The organism is Streptomyces longwoodensis, from assembly GCF_001514125.1.
Classification (GTDB): Bacteria; Actinomycetota; Actinomycetes; order Streptomycetales; family Streptomycetaceae; genus Streptomyces; species Streptomyces longwoodensis.
In genome coordinates, this window is sequence record NZ_KQ948553.1 from 468,816 (window position 1) to 487,240 (window position 18,425).

At 73.1% G+C, this 18,425-nt stretch carries 18 protein-coding genes, 1 pseudogene and 1 riboswitch; of the genes and pseudogenes, 9 read left to right on the top strand and 10 right to left on the bottom strand.

The window, feature by feature from the left end; genetic code table 11:
• A complete protein-coding gene (locus AQJ30_RS17190) occupies positions 1 to 279 on the bottom strand; it encodes a MoaD/ThiS family protein (protein WP_067234405.1) in 279 nt (92 codons plus the stop codon).
• A complete protein-coding gene (thrC, locus tag AQJ30_RS17195; RefSeq protein ID WP_067234407.1) occupies positions 276 to 1,571 on the bottom strand; it encodes a threonine synthase in 1,296 nt (431 codons plus the stop codon). Before thrC ends, AQJ30_RS17190 begins: the two co-directional genes overlap by 4 nt.
• A gap of 18 nt (positions 1,572 to 1,589) precedes the next feature.
• Positions 1,590 to 1,735: riboswitch (SAM riboswitch) on the bottom strand.
• A gap of 130 nt (positions 1,736 to 1,865) precedes the next feature.
• Between thrC and AQJ30_RS17200 the strand changes: the two genes are divergently transcribed.
• Positions 1,866 to 2,810 carry a glucosyl-3-phosphoglycerate synthase gene (locus AQJ30_RS17200; protein ID WP_067234410.1) on the top strand — a complete coding sequence of 315 codons (945 nt, stop codon included), beginning with the start codon at positions 1,866 to 1,868 and terminating at the stop codon, positions 2,808 to 2,810.
• 88 nt (positions 2,811 to 2,898) lie between these two features.
• Positions 2,899 to 4,305 carry an alpha,alpha-trehalose-phosphate synthase (UDP-forming) gene (locus tag AQJ30_RS17205; RefSeq protein ID WP_067234413.1) on the top strand — a complete coding sequence of 469 codons (1,407 nt, stop codon included), beginning with the start codon at positions 2,899 to 2,901 and terminating at the stop codon, positions 4,303 to 4,305.
• Here the strand turns inward: AQJ30_RS17205 and otsB are convergent.
• The 3 genes from otsB to AQJ30_RS17220 are packed head-to-tail and all read right to left on the bottom strand — an operon-like array spanning position 4,293 to position 6,718.
• A complete protein-coding gene (gene otsB / locus AQJ30_RS17210) occupies positions 4,293 to 5,150 on the bottom strand; it encodes a trehalose-phosphatase (RefSeq protein ID WP_067234415.1) in 858 nt (285 codons plus the stop codon). The two genes, AQJ30_RS17205 and otsB, sit on opposite strands and share 13 nt — an antisense overlap.
• Before the next feature lie 56 nt (positions 5,151 to 5,206).
• Complete coding sequence (locus tag AQJ30_RS17215; RefSeq protein ID WP_067234418.1) at positions 5,207 to 5,425, bottom strand: DUF3263 domain-containing protein; 219 nt, start codon at positions 5,423 to 5,425, stop codon at positions 5,207 to 5,209.
• Between the two features lie 15 nt (positions 5,426 to 5,440).
• Entirely contained in the window at positions 5,441 to 6,718 is a 1,278-nt protein-coding gene (locus AQJ30_RS17220; RefSeq protein ID WP_079084100.1) for an ABC transporter substrate-binding protein, read from the bottom strand.
• Positions 6,719 to 6,843: 125 nt separating this feature from the next.
• Between AQJ30_RS17220 and AQJ30_RS17225 the strand changes: the two genes are divergently transcribed.
• From AQJ30_RS17225 to AQJ30_RS17235, 3 genes are all read left to right on the top strand, one after another.
• Positions 6,844 to 7,785: an ROK family protein gene (locus AQJ30_RS17225; protein ID WP_067234423.1), complete on the top strand. Its 942-nt coding sequence runs from the start codon at positions 6,844 to 6,846 to the stop codon at positions 7,783 to 7,785.
• Positions 7,785 to 8,984 carry an N-acetylglucosamine-6-phosphate deacetylase gene (gene nagA, locus AQJ30_RS17230; RefSeq protein ID WP_079084101.1) on the top strand — a complete coding sequence of 400 codons (1,200 nt, stop codon included), beginning with the start codon at positions 7,785 to 7,787 and terminating at the stop codon, positions 8,982 to 8,984. Before AQJ30_RS17225 ends, nagA begins: the two co-directional genes overlap by 1 nt.
• A 119-nt stretch (positions 8,985 to 9,103) precedes the next feature.
• Positions 9,104 to 10,033 carry a 1-phosphofructokinase family hexose kinase gene (locus tag AQJ30_RS17235; RefSeq protein WP_067234426.1) on the top strand — a complete coding sequence of 310 codons (930 nt, stop codon included), beginning with the start codon at positions 9,104 to 9,106 and terminating at the stop codon, positions 10,031 to 10,033.
• Between the two features lie 7 nt (positions 10,034 to 10,040).
• Here AQJ30_RS17235 and AQJ30_RS17240 read toward each other — a convergent pair whose 3' ends face one another.
• On the bottom strand, positions 10,041 to 11,012 hold the full coding sequence (locus tag AQJ30_RS17240) for a carbohydrate-binding protein (protein WP_067234428.1): 972 nt from the start codon (positions 11,010 to 11,012) through the stop codon (positions 10,041 to 10,043).
• Between the two features lie 177 nt (positions 11,013 to 11,189).
• On the bottom strand, positions 11,190 to 12,851 hold the full coding sequence (gene cdgB / locus AQJ30_RS17245; RefSeq protein WP_067234430.1) for a diguanylate cyclase CdgB: 1,662 nt from the start codon (positions 12,849 to 12,851) through the stop codon (positions 11,190 to 11,192).
• A 350-nt stretch (positions 12,852 to 13,201) separates the two neighbouring features.
• On the opposite strand from cdgB, the gene AQJ30_RS17250 reads away from it, so the two are divergent.
• Positions 13,202 to 13,774 (top strand): flavin reductase family protein, encoded by a 573-nt coding sequence (locus AQJ30_RS17250; protein WP_079084102.1) that lies wholly within the window; start codon positions 13,202 to 13,204, stop codon positions 13,772 to 13,774.
• Between the two features lie 49 nt (positions 13,775 to 13,823).
• On the opposite strand, the gene arfB is transcribed toward AQJ30_RS17250, so the two are convergent.
• On the bottom strand, positions 13,824 to 14,261 hold the full coding sequence (gene arfB / locus AQJ30_RS17255; RefSeq protein WP_067234436.1) for an alternative ribosome rescue aminoacyl-tRNA hydrolase ArfB: 438 nt from the start codon (positions 14,259 to 14,261) through the stop codon (positions 13,824 to 13,826).
• Positions 14,262 to 14,437: 176 nt separating this feature from the next.
• Here arfB and AQJ30_RS17260 point away from each other — a divergent pair, with 176 nt between their 5' ends.
• Together AQJ30_RS17260 and AQJ30_RS36975 are read left to right on the top strand one after the other, a co-directional pair.
• Positions 14,438 to 15,013 carry a TerD family protein gene (locus AQJ30_RS17260; protein ID WP_067234440.1) on the top strand — a complete coding sequence of 192 codons (576 nt, stop codon included), beginning with the start codon at positions 14,438 to 14,440 and terminating at the stop codon, positions 15,011 to 15,013.
• Positions 15,014 to 15,256: 243 nt separating this feature from the next.
• Entirely contained in the window at positions 15,257 to 15,703 is a 447-nt protein-coding gene (locus tag AQJ30_RS36975; RefSeq protein ID WP_245726979.1) for a GNAT family N-acetyltransferase, read from the top strand.
• Here AQJ30_RS36975 and AQJ30_RS17265 read toward each other — a convergent pair.
• Positions 15,621 to 17,051 (bottom strand): annotated as a pseudogene (locus AQJ30_RS17265) (M1 family metallopeptidase); the annotation flags it as partial. The gene AQJ30_RS36975 and the pseudogene AQJ30_RS17265 overlap by 83 nt on opposite strands.
• A 7-nt stretch (positions 17,052 to 17,058) precedes the next feature.
• Between AQJ30_RS17265 and AQJ30_RS17270 the strand changes: the two are divergent.
• Positions 17,059 to 17,559 carry a hypothetical protein gene (locus AQJ30_RS17270; protein WP_067234442.1) on the top strand — a complete coding sequence of 167 codons (501 nt, stop codon included), beginning with the start codon at positions 17,059 to 17,061 and terminating at the stop codon, positions 17,557 to 17,559.
• A 55-nt stretch (positions 17,560 to 17,614) separates the two neighbouring features.
• On the opposite strand, the gene AQJ30_RS17275 is transcribed toward AQJ30_RS17270, so the two are convergent.
• Entirely contained in the window at positions 17,615 to 18,298 is a 684-nt protein-coding gene (locus AQJ30_RS17275; protein ID WP_067234445.1) for a pentapeptide repeat-containing protein, read from the bottom strand.
• Positions 18,299 to 18,425 lie beyond the last annotated feature (127 nt).

Genomic DNA, 18,425 nt, shown 5'->3' on the forward strand with positions numbered 1-18,425 from the left:
TTACTGACCACCGGCGACGGCCGGGATGATGGAGACGCCCGCACCGTCCGGGGTCGCCGTCTGCAGGCCCTGCTCGAAGCGGACGTCGTCGTCGTTGACGTAGACGTTCACGAAGCGGCGCAGCTTGCCCTGGTCGTCGAGGACGCGGGCGGCGATGCCGGCGTGGTGCTTCTCCAGGTCCTCGATGACCTCGGCCAGGGTCGTGCCCTCGGCGGCGACCTCGGCCCGGCCACCGGTGTAGGTGCGCAGGATGGTGGGGATGCGGACGGTCACGCTCATGCGAGGCCAGCCTCTCGGAAGGAGTCCAGGGTCGGGCGGATGGTGGCGGTCAGGCCGGTGCCGGCCACCGCGTCGAGGGTCTTCAGGCCGTCGCCGGTGTTGAGGACGACCGTGGTCAGCGACGGGTCCAGCACGCCGGCGCCGATCAGCTTGCGCGTCACGCCCACGGTCACCCCGCCCGCCGTCTCGGCGAAGATGCCCTCGGTGCGGGCCAGCAGTTTGATGGCGTCGACCACTTCCTCGTCCGTGACGTCCTCCACGGCGCCGCCGGTGCGCCGGGCGATGTCCAGGACGTACGGCCCGTCGGCCGGGTTGCCGATGGCCAGCGACTTTGCGATGGTGTTCGGCTTCTGCGGGCGGACCACGTCGTGACCGGCCTTGAAGGCGGTCGACACCGGGGAGCAGCCCTCGGCCTGGGCGCCGAAGATCTTGTACGGCCGGTCCTCGACGAGCCCCAGCTCGACCAGTTCCCGCAGACCCTTGTCGATCTTGGTGAGCTGGGAGCCGGAGGCGATCGGCACGACGATCTGGTCCGGCAGCCGCCAGCCGAGCTGCTCGCAGATCTCGTACGCCAGCGTCTTGGAACCCTCGGCGTAGTACGGCCGCAGGTTGACGTTGACGAAGCCCCAGCCCTCGCCCGCCGGGTCGCCGATCAGCTCGGAGCAGAAGCGGTTCACGTCGTCGTAGTTGCCCTCGATGCCGACGAGCTCGCCGCCGTAGACCGCGGCCATGACGACCTTGCCCTGCTCCAGGTCGTGCGGGATGAACACGCAGCTGCGGAAGCCGGCGCGGGCGGCGGCGGCGCCCACCGCGCCGGCCAGGTTGCCCGTCGAGGAGCAGGACAGCGTGGTGAAGCCGAAGGCGCGGGCGGCCTCCAGGGCCTGGGCGACGACGCGGTCCTTGAAGGAGTGCGTCGGGTTGCCGGAGTCGTCCTTGACGAACAGCTTGCCGTGCTCGACGCCCAGCTCGCGGGCCAGGTTGTCGGCCTGGACGAGCTTGGTCCAGCCGGGGTTGATGTTCGGCTTGTCGGCCACGTCGGCGGGGACGGGCAGCAGCGGGGCGTAGCGCCAGATGTTCGCCGGGCCCGATTCGATCCGCTTGCGCAGTTCCTCGGTGTCGTGGGCGGAGAAGTCGTAGGCGATCTCGAGCGGACCGAAACACTCCTCGCACGCGAAGACCGGTCCGAGCGGGACGCGGTGGCCGCACTCGCGGCAGCTCAGCGCTGCGGCGGGGCCGAGGTCGACGGAGGAGCCGGTGGATCCGGTGGTGTTTTCAACAGTCTGCGCAGCCATGTGAGGCGAGGCCCTTTCTCCTCATCTTCCTCACGACGCATCTCGCCGTGAGACGGATTTGGCACCTTCCCTAGCCGGGAGCCTCGCTGCACAGGTCAGGAGAACCGACTGGAGGGTTGCCGGGGCTTCATCGGGCCGTGTCCCTCTGCCCCTCTGGATGAGCTGTATGTGGTTGTGGACGCGGGCCGACCCCGACATGCGATGGTCACCAGCGTTGTCCAAGACTGTAACCGACGACCAGGACAGTTGAGATAGTCGTCCGAACCGCGAGACAACCGTGAGGAGCCACTGACCGTGCTGGAAGAAGTCGAGCGCTGGCTGGCCACCCGGTCCTGGTCCGTGGCCGACCGCCCCCTCCACCGGGTGCTGGCCGCGAAGCGTGCCGCGGGCCTGACCGTGTCCGTCGTCCTGCCCGCGCTGAACGAGGAGGAGACGGTCGGCGAGATCGTGGCCGTCATCCGCCACGACCTCGTGCAGCAGGCGCCGCTGGTGGACGAGATCGTGGTGGTGGACTCCGGGTCCACCGACCGCACCGCCGAGGTGGCCGCCGCCGCGGGTGCCCGGGTCGTCCACCGCGACACCATCCTGCCGCGCATCCCCGCCGTGCCCGGCAAGGGCGAGGTGCTGTGGCGCTCCCTGCTGGTGACCGGCGGGGACGTCGTCTGCTTCATCGACGCCGACCTCAGGGAGTTCACCTCCGACTTCGTCACCGGGCTCGTCGGCCCGCTGCTCACCGAGCCGGGCGTCGACCTGGTCAAGGGCATGTACGACCGCCCGCTCGGCGGCGCGGCCGGCCAGGGCGGCCGGGTGACGGAGCTGATGGCCCGCCCGCTGCTGAACATGCACTGGCCGCAGCTGGCCGGCTTCGTGCAGCCGCTCGGCGGCGAATACGCGGCCCGCCGCTCCCTGCTGGAACAGCTGCCGTTCCCCGTCGGCTACGGCGTCGAGCTCGGGATGCTGGTCGACGCCCTGCACCTGGTGGGCCTGGACGCCCTGGCGCAGGTCGACCTCGGGGTGCGCAAGCACCGCCACCAGGACGGCCAGGCCCTGGGCCGGATGGCCGCGGCGATCTACCGCACGGCCCAGCTCCGCCTGGCCCGCGGCCACCTGATCCGCCCGTCCCTCACCCAGTTCGAACGCGGCGACTCCGGCTTCGAGCCCCGCACGTACTCGGTCGACACGGAGGAGCGCCCGCCGATGACGGAGATAGCCGAGTACACGACCCGCAAGGTGGCGTGAGGGCTCCGGACCCGACGCCCCGTATACGGTCGCTCGCCCAGTGGAACCGTACGTTTGAGCGTTTACGGGGCGGGCTAGGTTGAGGCGTATGGCTCTCACGCGCGGTGCTGATCAGAAGGCTCGGGTGCTGGTCGCGTCCAATCGCGGACCGGTGTCGTACACGGTGGGCGAGGACGGTTCGCTGACCGCGAAACGGGGCGGGGGCGGGCTCGTCTCGGGGCTGTCGGCGATCGGCCCGGACGCGGACGCGCTGTGGGTGTGCTCGGCGCTGTCCGACGGCGACCGCGAGGCCGTGCGGCGCGGTGAGGGCGAGCCCGGCACCCGGATGCTGGACGTCCCGGCCGACGTGCACGCGGACGCGTACAACGGCATCGCCAACTCGGTGCTGTGGTTCGTCCACCACATGCTGTACCAGACGCCGCTGGAGCCGGTCTTCGACGCGGAGTTCCGGCGCCAGTGGGCGTCGTACGAGACGTACAACCGCGCGTTCGCCGAGGCGCTGGCCGAGGAGGCGGCGCCGGGCGCGGCCGTGCTGGTGCAGGACTACCACCTGACCCTGGTCCCCGGGATGCTCCGTGACCTGCGGCCCGACCTGCGGATCAGCCACTTCTCGCACACGCCGTGGGCGCCGCCGGAGTACTTCCGGATGCTGCCGCGGGACATCGCAGGACAGGTGCTGCGCGGCATGCTCGGCGCCGACCGGCTGGGCTTCCTGACCCGGCGCTGGGCGGACGCGTTCACCGCCTGCTGCGAGCAGTTCGCGGGCGGCACGGGCGGCACCCGGATCGGGGTGCACGGGCTCGGCGCGGACGGCGAGTTCCTGCGCGAGCGGGCCCACCGGCCCGACGTGGCCGACCGGATGGCGGGGCTGCGCGAGGAGATCGGCGCGGGCCGCCGGACGATCGTGCGCGTGGACCGCACGGAGCTGTCCAAGAACATCGTGCGCGGCCTGCTGGCCTACGAGCAGCTGCTGGTGGACCACCCCGAGTGGCACGAGCGCGTGGTGCACGTGGCGTTCGCCTACCCCTCGCGCCAGGACCTCGCGGTGTACCGGGACTACACGGCCGAGGTGCAGCGCACCGCGGAGCGGATCAACGAGCGGTTCGGCACCCCCGGCTGGACCCCGGTCGTCCTGCACGTCAAGGACGACTTCGCCCGCTCCCTGGCCGCCTACCGCCTCGCCGACGTGGCCCTGGTGAACCCCATCCGGGACGGCATGAACCTGGTCGCCAAGGAGATGCCCGTCCTGTCCGAGGAGGGCTGCGTGCTGGTGCTGTCCCAGGAGGCCGGTGCCTTCGAGGAGCTCGGCGAGGACGCCCTGGCGGTCAACCCGTACGACGTGGTCGAGACCGCCCGGGCCCTGCACCAGGCGCTCACCATGCCCGCCGGGGAGCGGGCCGAGCGGGCCAAGCGCCTGGCGGCAGCGGCGACCGCGCTGCCGCCGGCACAGTGGTTCCTGGACCAGCTCAACGCCCTGACGGCTCAGTCCAGCTGAGCCGAGAGCGCCCGCAGCAGCCGTACGACGCCCTCCGGGCCGTCCACCACCAGGTCGGCCCGGTCGGCGAGTTCGGTGACCTCGGCGCTGCCGCTGCACACCAGCAGTCCGGCGACGCCCTCGGCGCGGAGCCGCTCCACGGCGGCGAACGCGGGCAGGTCGCCCAGGTCGTCCCCGGCGTACAGGACGGTCTCCGCGCCGGTCACGCGGACGTACTCGGTCAGCGCGACCCCCTTGTCCACGCCGGCCGGCCGCACCTCCAGGACCAGGCGCCCGGGTTCGAGGACCAGTCCGTGCCGCTCGGCGAGGTCCCCCAGCGGGCCGAGCAGCGCGCGGAAGGCGCCGTCGGGGTCGCTGGCCCGGCGGGTGTGCACGGCCACGGCCCGCCCCTTCTCCTCCACCCACACGCCGTCCCAGTCGCCGGCCCGCTCCAGTACGGCCGGCAGCTCGTCGCGGACCCCGGCGAGACCGGGGTGCGGGGCGGGGGCGGTGACCTCGCCGGTCCGGGCGTCCCACCGCTCGGCGCCGTAGTGCCCGAGCACGGTCAGGTGCTCCAGTCCGGGGGCCCCGGCGAAGGCGCCGTTGCGCACGGCGACCTCGGCGGGCCGGCCGGTGACGATGGCGACGCCGGCCAGGCGCGGGGCGAGGGCGGCGAGGGCCGGCAGGGCGTCGGGGTGGGCGCGGGCCTTCTCGGGGTCCTCCACGATGGGCGCGAGGGTGCCGTCGAAGTCGAGGCCGACGACGGCCCGCCCGGGCCGGGCGACCAGCGCCTCCAGCGCCTCCCTCCCGGCCGGGGTACGCGGCGTGGGCAGACTCTCGGCGGAATACGTCTCAGGGCTTCCCATGACCCCGACCCTAACGGGGGCCACCCGGGAAACGGGGGGCACCTGCACCGACCCCTCTACCGCTCACCCCGCCGCGCGTCCCGCACGCGCCGCAGCCGGTTCACCGTCACCGGATCGTGCTCCAGCGCCCGCGGATCGTCCAGCAGGGCGTTGAGGAGCTGGTAGTAGCGCACCGGCGCCAGTCCCAACTCCTCCCGTACCGCCCGCTCCTTGGCCCCCGGCGACGAGAACCCGCGGCGCTCCATCGCGAGGATGTCCCGCTCCCGCTGCTCCATACCCCGCACGGTAACTCAGCCCGAGGTGCTGGTGTCCGCCGTCATCGCCCTGGTCTGGAGCTCGCCGAGGACCAGCGCGGGGCTCTCGCCGGGCTGCACCGCCGTGCCGATCCGCTTCTTGAGGGCCGCGCTGACCGTCGCCCAGGACGTGCGGCCGACCGGGTACAGCTCGGCCAGCGGGAGTTCGTCCAGGAACGGCTTGAGGTCCTGGTCGCCGGCCGAGGCGGACATGGCCGAGCTCGCGGACGTGGTCACCGGCAGCAGGTCGTACTCGCGGGAGAAGGTGAGCACGTTCTTCTCGCTGTAGACGAAGTCGAGGAAGTCACCGATCTGCTCGCCGTGGCCGTTCTGCTTGAACGCGGCCATCCAGTCGGCCACGCCCAGCGCGTTGCGGGCGGCGCCGTCCTTGCCGGGCATCGGCACCATGCCGAACTTCACGCCCTTCTTCTGCGCCATCTTCATCAGGGAGGGGTGCCCGTTGAGCATGCCGACCCGGCCGTCGGCGAAGGCGGCGAACGCGGCCGCCCGGTTCAGCTTGCCGGGCGCGACCGGCCCGGTGAGCCCCTTGCCGACGAGCTCGTCCTTCAGCCACGTGAACGTCTCGATGTTCTCGGCGGCGTCGAGGCCGTAGCCGCCGACGGTGGAGGTGTAGCCGCCCCCGCCGCTCAGCAGCCACTGGAGGGTCTCGGCCTGCGCCTCCTCCGGCCCGAGCGGCAGCGCGTACGGGTACGTCACCCCGTCGTCCTCCAGCGCGGCGGCGTCGGCGGCCAGCTCGGCCCACGTGGTGGGCGGCTTCAGGCCGGCCTTGCCGAAGAGGGTCTTGTTGTAGAACAGCAGCCGCGTGGAGGCGGCGAACGGCATTCCGTACTGCACGCCGTCCACTTCGCCGGCCTGGGCGAGCTGGGGGACGAAGTCGGCCTGGACGGGGATGGAGAGCACGTCGCCGGCCCGGTAGAGCCGGTCCTCGGCCGCGTAGTCGGCGTAGGCGCCGATCTGGGCCATGTCGGGCGCCTCGCCGGCGTCGACCATCCGGCGGACCTTGCGGTCGACCTCGGTCCAGGAGTAGACGCTCACCTCGACGTGCACGTCCGGGTGCCGGGCCTCGTACGCGTCGACGAGGTCGGCCCAGTACTTCTTCGAGCTGTTGGCCGCGCTGTCGCCGTAGTCGGCCGCGACCAGCTTCAGCGTCACCTCGCCCGAGCCGCCGCCGAGCCCGCAGCCGGAGAGGACTCCCGTCATCCCCAGCGCGGCCGCCGCCGCGATCGTCCCCGTACGCCAAGCGCGCCGCTGCACGTGTCATCCCCTTGACCGGTAGTGCGGGAACCATGGTGCTTACACCTGGTCCGTTTATCGGAATAAGGTCTACACCACGCAAGTGGACTAGACCTCTCGCGGGTCCTGGGGCCACACTGTCCCCCGTGAGACATGTCATCGCCCTCGACGTGGGCGGCACCGGGATGAAGGCCGCCCTGGTCGGAGCCGACGGCACGCTGCTGCACCGGGCGCGCCGGGCCACCGGCCGCGAGCGCGGCCCGGACGCGGTCGTCGCCGGCATCCTCGACTTCGCCGCCGAGCTGCACGCCCACGGGGTCGAGCGGTTCGGCGAGGGCGCGGCCGCGGCCGGCGTCGCCGTCCCGGGCATCGTCGACGAGACCCACGGCGTGGCCGCCTACTCGGCCAACCTGGGCTGGCGGGACGTCCCGCTGCGCGCGCTGCTCGCCGAGCGGCTGGGCGCCCCGGTGGCCCTGGGCCACGACGTGCGCACCGGGGGTCTGGCGGAGGGGCGGCTCGGCGCGGGCCGGGGCGCCGACCGGTTCCTGTTCGTCGCGCTGGGCACCGGCATCGCGGGCGCCATCGGCATCGACGGGCGGGTCGAGGCGGGCGCCCACGGCTTCGCCGGCGAGATCGGCCACATCGTCGTACGGCCCGGCGGACCGCCGTGTCCGTGCGGGCAGCACGGCTGTCTGGAGCGGTTCGCGTCGGCGGCGGCCGTCAGCGAGGCGTGGGCGCGGGCGAGCGGCACCGCGGACGCGGACGCGGCCGACTGCGCGAAGGCCGTCACGTCCGGCGACCCGAACGCCGTCCGGATCTGGCAGGAGGCGGTGGACGCGCTGGCCGACGGCCTGGTCACCGGCCTCACCCTGCTGGACCCGCGCACCCTCGTCATCGGTGGCGGCCTCGCCGAGGCGGGGGAAACCTTGTTCACACCACTGCGGGACGCCGTCCGCCGACGGGTCACCTTCCAGAAACTGCCGGAGATCGTCCCCGCGGCCCTGGGCGACACGGCGGGCTGCCTGGGCGCGGGCCTCCTGGCCTGGGATCTCCTCGACACCACCGACGGCAAGGAGGACACGCCGTAATGGCAACCCACCCAGGGGCGCGAGCCACCCCGACGAGCCCGCACCCCGTGACGAGCGGCACCCCCGTGGTGCTCTCCGGCGCCACGGTCGTCCTGCCCACCGGCGCCGTGCCGGACGGCCGGGTCGTGGTCGAGGGCACCCGCATCGCCGCAGCCGCACCCGAGCACGCCCAGGTCGTCGACCTGAGCGGCCACTGGGTGGTCCCCGGCTTCGTCGACCTGCACAACCACGGCGGCGGCGGGGCGTCCTTCACCTCCGGCACCGTCGAGGACGTCCTCAAGGGCATCCACACCCACCGCCTGCACGGCACCACCACCCTGGTGGCCTCCACGGTCACCGGCGCCATGGACTTCCTGGCGCAGCGCGCCGGGCTGCTGAGCGAGCTGGCCGAGCAGGGCGACATCGCCGGCGTCCACTTCGAGGGGCCGTTCATCTCGCCGTGCCGCAAGGGCGCGCACTCCGAGGAGCTGCTGCGCGACCCCGACCCGGCCGAGGTGCGCAAGCTGGTCGACGCGGCGCGCGGGCACGCCAAGATGGTCACGCTCGCCACCGAACTGCCGGGCGGCATCGACTCCGTACGGCTGCTCGCCGAGCACGGGGTGATCGCGGCGATCGGGCACACGGACGCCACCTACGAGCAGACCGTCGAGGCGATCGACGCCGGCGCGACGGTCGCCACGCACCTGTTCAACGCGATGCCGCCGGTCGGCCACCGCGCCCCGGGGCCGATCACGGCGCTGCTGGAGGACGAGCGGGTCACCGTCGAGCTGATCGATGACGGCACGCACCTGCACCCGGCGGCGCTGCAACTGGCCTTCCACCACGCGGGCGCCGACCGGGTCGCGTTCATCACCGACGCGATGGACGCGGCCGGTTTCGGCGACGGCCGCTACATGCTCGGCCCGCTGGAGGTGGAGGTCGCGGACGGCGTGGCCCGGCTGGTGGAGGGCGGCTCCATCGCCGGCTCGACGCTCACCCTGGACCGGGCGTTCAAGCGGGCGGTGACGATCGACCGGGTGCCGGTGACGGACGCGGTGCGCGCCCTGTCCGCCAACCCGGCGCGGCTGCTCGGCCTCGACGACCGCATCGGCTCCCTGGAGCCGGGCAAGGACGCCGACCTGGTGGTGCTGGACGCGGACTTCGAGCTCAAGGGCGTGATGCGGCACGGCGCGTGGGTGGTCGATCCCCAACTGGGCTGATACGTCCGCCGGGAGGAGGACGGTGGCCGACCCGCACTCTGGGCCGGTCGCCGTCTTTTTGGCATGATCAGGACTCCGGACGGCAACGTCGCACGCACTCATCGGGGGAGGTCGGCCAGGTGATCCTCACGGTCACGCTGAACACCGCTCTCGACGTCACCTACCGCGTACGGTCCCTGCGGCCGCACGCCTCCCACCGGGTCTCGGAGGTCACCGAACGGCCCGGCGGCAAGGGGCTGAACGTGGCCCGGGTCCTCGCCGCCCTCGGGTACGAGGTGACCGTCACCGGCTTCGCGGGCGGGACCACCGGGGACGCGGTGCGCGAGCGGCTCACCGCGACGCCCCGGCTCACCGACGCCCTGGTCCCGGTCACCGGGCCCACCCGGCGCACGGTCGCGGTGGTCGACGAACTCACCGGCGACACCACCCAGTTCAACGAACCGGGCCCGGTCGTCGACCCGGCGCGCTGGTCGGCCTTCCAGGAGGCGTACGAGGGGCTCGTCGGCCGCGCCGACGCGGTGGCCCTGTGCGGCAGCCTGCCGCCGGGGGTGCCGGTCGGGGCGTACGCGGGGCTGGTGCGCACGGCGCGGGCCGCGGGGGTGCCGGTGCTGCTGGACACGGCCGGCGAGGCCCTGCGGCGCGGGGTGGCCGCCCGCCCGGACGTCATCACGCCCAACGCCGACGAACTGGCCGAACTGACCGGCTCCCACGAGCCGTCACGGGCCACGCAGGACGCCCGGCGGCGCGGGGCGCGCGCGGTGGTGGCGACGCTCGGCCCGGACGGCCTGGTCGCGGTGACGCCGGAGGGGCGCTGGCGGGCGGTGCCGCCGGCCCGGGTGCGGGGCAACCCCACGGGCGCGGGCGACTCGGTCGCGGCGGCCCTGCTGGCGGGACTGGTGGACCGCCTGCCCTGGCCGGAGCGCCTGTCCCGCGCGGTCGCCCTGTCCGCGGCGACGGTCCTGGCCCCGGCGGCCGGCGAGTTCGACGCCACGGCCTACCGGGACCTGCTGGGCCGGGTGACGGTGACCGGGGAGGTCACCGCCGCCTGACCCGCGGCTACTTGGTGACCTGGCCCTTCTTCAGCCACAGCTGGTCGAGCAGGACGTTGCACTTGTCGCCGTCCTGGCAGGACAGCGAGATGGTGTTGGTGCCCTTCGTCAGCGCCGGCCAGACGTAGGTGGTGGTCCAGCCCTTGACGAAGTCGCCCTGGGGGGCCTGGGCGTAGTTCTTCAGCGGCATCTTCGTGCCGAAGACCTTGCCGTTGACGGTGACCGTCATGGACTGGTCCTCACCGGGCGTGCTGTAGTGCGCGAACAGCGTGTAGGCGCCGTCCTCGGGGATGCCGTTGACCGTCCAGGTGACGGAGGCGCCGACGTTGTTGAGGTTGCCGACGTAGACCCCGCCGCCCGCCTGGGCGCCCTCGACGTCCGAGGACGTGGTGGCGCCGCCGTCCAGGCGCAGTGCCTTGGCCTCGATCGTGGGCAGCTCGGTCTCGCTCGCCTCGCTGGTGCTCGACTCGCTGGGCGAGGCGCTCGCGGACGCGGTGGGCGTGGAGGCCGCCTGGTCGCCGCCGCCCTTGTCGTCGTCGGTGTTGCCGTTGGCCATGGCCACCGCGATGCCGATGACGACCGCCGCGACCACGGCGACCGCGCCGATCAGCAGCCCCTTGGTGTTGGGCCCGCGGCCCCGGCCACCGCCGCCGCCACCGGACACCGACTGCTGGCGGGTCGTGGAGGCACCGCCGGGCAGGGTCTCCGGCGCCGCGTAGTGGGCGTTCGGCCTGCCGTACGCCGCCTGCTGCTGCGGGGGCGCGCCGTGCTGGCCGTAGGACGGCTGCTGCCCGTACGGCTGGGTCTGCTGCTGGCCGTACTGGCGCTCGCCGACCGCGCGCACCCGGCCGACGGCGTTCGGGTAGCCGTAGCCGCTGCTGGAGGGCGGCTGCGCTCCGTTGGCCTGTCCGTCGGCGTAGAGGTAGCCGAACGGGTCGTCGTCCTCGGGTGTGCTCGCGCCGTTGTTGCCGGGCGTCATCCCTTCGTACTCCTCAACAGGTGCGGGGGGCGGATGCGGGGGCGTCCCGGGACGCCGTGGGCGTCTCGCGGGGCGCGTCTGAACAGGTGTGGCGAAGTGCGAGCCTACCCGCTCCGCAGGGGCCGAACGGGTGACCCGGACCGCACCACCGGCCGCATCACCGCGCTGACCTGCACCTCATCCGGCACGCCGGTGCTGTTTGGGACGAGATCGTTTCTCGACGTACATCCGCTCGTCGGCGGACTTCAGCACCTCGTCGGCCGTCATGCCGCAGTGTGCCCAGCCGATGCCGAAGCTGGCGCCCACCCGCACGGCCCGTCCCTCGGCGCGGATCGGCTGGATGATCTCGTTGCGCAGCCGTACGGCGAGGTCCTGGGCGTCGGCCCGGCCGAGCCCGTCGGCGAGGATCACGAACTCGTCGCCGCCGAGCCGGGCGACGGTGTCGCCGTCGCGCACGCCCCGCGAGAGCCGACGAGCGACCTCGATGAGGACGGCGTCGCCCGCGTTGTGCCCGAACCGGTCGTTGATCGACTTGAAGCCGTCGAGGTCGCAGAAGAGGACCGCGAGCCCCTTGGTGCCGTCGTCGTGCCCCTCCTCGGGGGCGACGGTGTGCACGTGGTGGTCGTAGCCGTCGTAGGACTCCACCGGGTCCGGGCGGTAGTCGAAGCCGTCGCCCAGGTCGGGCACCGCGGGGCCGAAGGCGGCGTCGTGGGACGCGAAGGCCTCGTCCAGCGCCGCGTGGGCGGGCCGCCGGCACAGCCGCGAGGAGAGGCGGGAGCGCAGTTCGGCGGAGTTCGGCAGGCCGGTCAGGGAGTCGTGCGAGGCGCGGTGGGCGAGCTGGAGCTCGCGGCGCTTGCGCTCCTCTATGTCCTCGACGTGGGTGAGCAGGAAGCGGGGCCCGTCGGCGGCGTCGGCGACGACGCTGTTGCGCAGGCTGACCCAGACGTAGGTGCCGTCGCGCCGGCCGAGGCGCAGCTCCGCACGTCCGCCCTCGGCGGAGGTGCGCAGCAGGGTGCCTATGTCCTCGGGGTGGACGAGGTCGGAGAAGGAGTAGCGGCGCATCGCGGAGGCGGGGCGGCCCAGCAGGCGGCACAGGGCGTCGTTGGTGCGCAGGATCCGGCCGTGCTGGTCGCCGCCCATCTCGGCGATGGCCATGCCGGAGGGGGCGTACTCGAAGGCCTGGCGGAAGGATTCCTCGCTGGCGCGCAGGGCCTGCTGCTCGCGCTCCAGGCGGACCAGGGCGCGCTGCATGTTGGCCCGCAGCCGGGCGTTGCTGATCGCGATGGCGGCCTGGAAGGCGTACATCTGGAGCGCCTCGCGGCCCCAGGCGCCGGGCCGGCGGCCGTTGCGCGGGCGGTCCACGGACAGCACGCCGATCAGCTCACCGCCGGAGCCGCCGGGCACGGAGGGCGTGTACATCGGCGCGAACAGCCGGTCGGAGGGGTGCCACTCGTCCTCGAAGCGCGGCGCGGGCCCGTCGGTGTACCACTGCGGAACGTCGTCGTCGTCGAGGATCCAGCCCTCGGTGTGCGGGATGAACACCAGGTCGCCCCAGTGCTCGCCCATGGTCAGCCGCCGCTCCCAGGACTCGCGGGAGCCGACCCGGCCGGTGATCAGCGCCTCGGCCGCCGGGTTGCCGGCGAAGGCGGCCACCACCAGGTCCCCGTCGGCGCGCACGAGGTTGACGCACGCCAGCTCGTAGCCGAGTGCGGTGACGACGCCGTCCGCGACCGTCTGCAGTGTGTCCGCCAGGCTGCGGGCCGTGTTCATGTCGGCCATGACCTGGTGCAGCTGTCGCAGGGAGGCAAGACGGACGTACGGCTCCGACTCGGTCTCCATGCTCGCCCTCCCCCCGAGACTTCGCAGCGAATCAAGGGTCTGTCGTCGGCGTACTGTTCTCCGCAGCTGTCGGGCTGCTGTCCTGCTGCTGTTCTTGAGCGGTCTCCGCCACTGAATCACAGCGCGAAGCCCGGTCGGTACACAGGGTCAACAATTCATGGCCCTTGTGACTCAAGTCACATAAGAACATGAACAATTGGGAGAGATTTCCGCGTTTCCCGGTGTTCGCGGCCTTTCCCGGATTTGCCGCGCTTCCGGTGGTACGGGCGTGCCGGGACCGTGGTCCTAGGACCGGCTTCGGGCCGAGGTCCGATGCGGGGCGCGGAGAGGGCAGACTAGCGTCTGGAAGCGTGCCGAAGACATCCCCCGCCGCCCCCGCCGCCTCCGTTGTGCATGCTGAAGGGGTGAGCAATGACGAGTTCCGCGCCGCCATGTCCCGGCTGGCCGGCGGTGTGGTCCTGGTGACCGCGCAGGAGCCCCCGCTGGACCCCGACGACCCCTCCGCCCCGCGCGGCGAGGACGTCGGCATGACGGCCACCGCCTTCGTCTCCGTCTCCCTCGAACCGCCCCTGGTGATGGTCAGCCTGCGCGCGGACTCCCGGATGGACGACCTGCTCGACGAGCAGCCCCTGTGGGCGGTCTCCGTGCTCTCCGAGAGCCAGCGGCACATCGCCGGCCGGTTCGCCATGAAGGGCCGCATCAGCGACCGGCTGCTCTTCGAGGACATCCCCTACGTCCGCGGCGCCGCCACCGGCTCCCCGCTCGTCGGCGGCGCGCTGGCCACCCTGGAGTGCCGCACGGAACAGCGCGTGGCGGCGGGCGACCACACACTGGTGATCGGCCGCGTCCTGACCGCGGGGGTGCCGAGCGCGGAGGGCGGACCGCTGCTGTACTTCCGGGGGCGGTACCGGCAGTTGGGCTGAGGCGCCGGCGACCCGGCCGGCCGGCGGGCGTCAGCGCTTGCGGGGCGCGTCAGCCCCAGTCCTTCGCCGAGCGGCCGCGCTTGGTCTCCGAGCGCTGCTTCTTCTCCCGCAGCCGGCGCTCGTTGATGCCGCGCGGGACGCGGGTGGGGCGGCGCGGCCTGGGCGGCGGCGCGGTGGCCTCGGCGAGCAGCGCCGCGAGGCGCACGGCGGCCGCCTCGCGGTTGCGCCACTGGGAGCGGTGCTCGGAGGCGCGCACCGAGATCACCCCGTCGACCAGCCGGGACGCCAGCCGCTCCAGGGCACGCCGCTTCCACACCTCGGGCAGGGCCTCGGTGCGGGCCAGGTCGAAGCGCAGCTCCACCTGCGAGTCGCTGGTGTTGACGTGCTGGCCGCCGGGCCCGGACGACCGCGAGAAACGCCACATGAGCTCGGCCTCCGGGAGGGAGACGGAGCCGCGGATCAGATGGGGACCGGACATGCCGTACATGTTCCCGGCTGTGACCCGTCCACGTCACGCGAATTAGGGAAGGGTAAAGAAAGTAAAGCCGGGCGGAACCTTCGCGCCCCCTCACGGCGTTCATAGGGGTAGATGTAGCTTCGTGCCCGTACGAAGCCCCGTAAGGCACCGCCGCGCACGCGGAACGAGGGAAGGGACTCCCAACAATGGCTGTAAGCCTGTCCAAGGGTGGCAACGTCTCGCTCACCAAGGAGGCTCCGGGCCTGACCGCCGTCACCGTGGGCCTCGGCTGGGACGTCCGCACCACCACCGGCACGGACTTCGACCTCGACGCCTCCGCGATCGCGGTCAACACCCAGGGCAAGGTCTACTCCGACGCCCACTTCGTCTTCTTCAACAACAAGCAGACCCCGGACAACAGCATCGTCCACACCGGTGACAACCGCACCGGCGAGGGCGAGGGCGACGACGAGGCGATCAACGTCAACCTCGCCGCCCTCCCGGCCGACATCGACAAGATCGTCTTCCCGGTGTCCATCTACGACGCCGAGAACCGCTCGCAGAACTTCGGCCAGGTCCGCAACGCCTACATCCGCATCGTCAACCAGGCCGGCGGCGCGGAGATCGCCCGTTACGACCTGTCGGAGGACGCGGCCACCGAGACGGCCATGGTCTTCGGCGAGCTCTACCGCAACGGCGCCGAGTGGAAGTTCCGCGCGGTCGGCCAGGGCTACGCCTCCGGCCTGGTCGGCATCGCCCAGGACTTCGGCGTCAACGTCTGAGCAGTCCGGCCGGCCGTCGTGGCCGGTCCGGCGGGAGCCCCCGGCCGCGGTGCGCCACGGCCGGGGGCTCCGCCTGTCCCCGCGAAAGGTCGTCCCGTGATCCTGGAGCCCCTGCCCCTCACCCCGGACCGGGACATCCCGCCCGCCGTCCTGACCGAGCTCACCGCGCTCTACGCCTCCGACCACGTCTTCCAGGCGCTCAGCGGCGACTTCCCCGACCCGGACGACATCCGGCCGGAGCAGGTGGCGGCCGAGCTGGCCGACGAGCTGGCGAACCCGCACGTGGCGGTGGAGCTCGCCCGCTCCGAGGGACGGCTCGTCGGCGTCGTGGTCACCCTGGCCCACCACCCCGACCCGGCCGACCCGGACCCCTGGATCGGGCTGCTGCTGGTCGACGCGGCGGTGCAGGGCCGCGGCTTCGGGCGCCGGATCGCCGAGGCGGTGGAGGACCGCTTCCGCACCGCGGGCCGCAGCGCCGTACGGCTGGCCGTCCTGGACGCCAACCCGAAGGGCCTGGCCTTCTGGACCGCCCTCGGCTACGCACCCGTCGCCCACCGCCGCGACCTCCGGCACAACCGCCCCTGCACGGTGCTGCGGAAGCAGTGGGGGGCTTGGCCTTGCCGTACAGCCAGGTCTTCCAGATCGGCGCCCAGTCCTCGTCCGGGGCGTGCCGCTCCACATAGGCCGTGAAGTCGGCCGTGCTCGCCGTGCCGTGGCGGTGCGCGGCGGTCCAGCCCTGGACCAGGTCGTAGAAGGCGTCGTCGCCGACGGTCCGGCGGATCATGTGGACGACCATCGCGCCGCGCGCGTACACCGGCCGGCCGGAGACGTGCGCGGCGCCCGGCGGCTTCGCGGGCGGGAAGTCCCAGAGGTGTTCGTCGCCGTCCTCGCCCTCGTCGTAGAGGGTGTCGAAGGTGTCCTGGGCGCTGTCGCCGCCGTGGTCCTCGTCCCACAGCCACTCGGCGTACGTCGCGAAGCCCTCGTTGAGCCACATGTCCCGCCAGGTCCGCGGCGTCACCGAGTCCCCGAACCACTGGTGGGCCAGCTCGTGCACCAGCGTGCCGGTGTCCGGGGCGCCGGGGAAGACGGGCCGGTTCTGGGTCTCCAGGGCGTACTCGGCGTCCTCGGGGCGCTCCACGACCGCGCCGGTGGAGGAGAAGGGGTACGGCCCGAAGTTGTACGCCGCCCAGTCCATGACCTCGGGCAGCCGGGCGAGCACCGCCCGGCTGTCCTCGGCCTGGTCGGGGTCGACGGCCGTGTACACCGGCACCCCGCCGCCGGTGGTGGAGCGCCGCACCTCGTACCGGCCGATCGCGAGGGTGGCCAGGTAGCTCGCCATGGGTTCGGCGGTGTGCCAGGTGAAGGTCGTCCGCCCGCCGGAGGTCGTGGCCCGGGTCAGCTGCCCGTTGGACACGGCCGTCAGCCCCTCCGGGACGGTGACGGTCAGGTCGTAGGACGCCTTGTCGGACGGGTGGTGGTCGCCCGGGAACCACGCCATGCTCCCGACCGGCTCGCCGAGGGCCAGCGCGCCGTCCGCGGTCGGCAGCCAGCCCTCGTGGGAGCCGTCGGGGTCGGTGAGCGTGCGCGGGCGCCCCGAGTAGCGCACGACCGTCTCGAAGGTCTCCCCGGCGCCGAGGGCCTCGGCCGGCCGGACGGTGAGCTCCTGTCCGCTGCGGCGGACCCCGGCGCGCCGGCCCTCGACGGTGACGTCCCGCACGTCGAGGCCGGCCAGGTCCAGGTCGAAGGCGGCGAGGTCGCGCGTGGCGCGGGCGGTGACGACGGCCTTGCCGGTGAGACGGCCGGCCCCGGGGTCGTAGCTCAGGGTCAGGCCGTAGTGGGACACGTCGTAGCCGCCGTTCCCGGCCAGGGGGAAGTAGGGGTCGCCGACGCCGGGGGCGCCCGCGTCGCCGCGCCCGTCGTCGTCGCACCCGGTGAGGGTGAGCACGCAGAGGGCGAAGGCGGCGGCAACGGCCGGGCCGGAGCGGACAAGGCGCGTCGAAAAGGACACGACCGCGATCCTATGCGGGCATGACACCATCACTGACGTGCTCGACATCGGCTACGCCCTCTCCAACCGCTTCCCCGACCCCCCGCAGACGGACTACCGGCGCGCGGACGTCCACGCGCTGCGGCACGACCTGTTCTGCGGTGACGTCTACCTCGCCGACACCACGTCGGACCGGGAACTGTCCACAGCCTGGGGATGGGTGCCGGTGCTGGACTTCGCGTGGGCGCTGTGCGACATCGTCGAGCGCCTCGACCGGGACCCGGCGGGCTCCCGCGCCTCCCGCCCGCAACACGCCGAGCTGGACTTCACCGAGTCCACCGACCGCATGCTGTTCGAGCGCCGCTTCGGCTGGGTGGACATCGAGGCCGACTGGATGCCGGCCGAGGAGCCGCCGCTCTCCTTCTCCCACGCCGAACTGCGCCGCGAGGCCCGCGACTTCCTCCACGACCTCCTCGCCGACCTGGTCGACCTGCACGAGGACCTGGGCGAGAACCCGGCGATCTGGACGCTCCAGGCCCGGTTCCCGCGGGTGGGGTGAGCGGGGGGCGTGCCTCCGGGGGAGCCCGCGTCCGCCCGGCGCCCGGCGTCCGTCGTCAGTCCTCCACCCTGACCCCCAGCGCCGCCGCGAACACCGGTGCCAGGTCCATCAGTTGACCCGTGCTGATCACCGCGCCCGACAGCCGGTCGACGCCGCCCGCCACCGACAGCTCGGTCGCGCCGCGCAGGTCCGTGTCCTTGAGCGTCGCGGCCGTGAAGTCGGCCGACCTCAGGGCGCAGTCGACGAACTCGACGCGCTCCAGTCGGGCCCCGCCGAAGTCGGGCTCCACCAGGACGCAGCCCTCGAAGACGACGTCCTTCAGCCGGGCCTGACGCAGGTTCAGGTAGTCGATCTTGCCGCCGCGCACCAGCACCCGCTCCAGGACGGCGCCGTAGAGCTGGGTGCCGCCCAGGCGGGCCTCCGTCAGCTCCACGTCGCGCAGCGTGGACTCCGCCAGGTCGGTGCCCACCCCGGTGACACCCGCGAGCACCGAGTCCAGGAACCGCGCGTGCCGCAGCCCGGTCCCGTCCAGCGCGCACCCCCGCAGCGCGCAGTCCATGAAGCGGGCGCCGCCGCCCTCCTGCCCGGCCAGGTCCCGCTCCCGGAACTCCAGCCCGTCGTAGTCCCCGTCGGGCTCCAGCTCCGCTCCCCCGAACTCCTCCAGCGCGGGCAGCCGCACCTGGGGCCGCCGCGCCCCCTTCACACCACCGCGTCCGGGACCGGTCCTCGCGCTCGTCATGCGCCCATCCTGCACGGAGCCACTGACAACGCCCCGACGTGCGCGCCGACCGCCCCTACCGCGCGAGGACCGCCCCTCGACCCGCACGCGGACCGCCCCTCAGACCCGCGCGCCCGGGATCTTGACC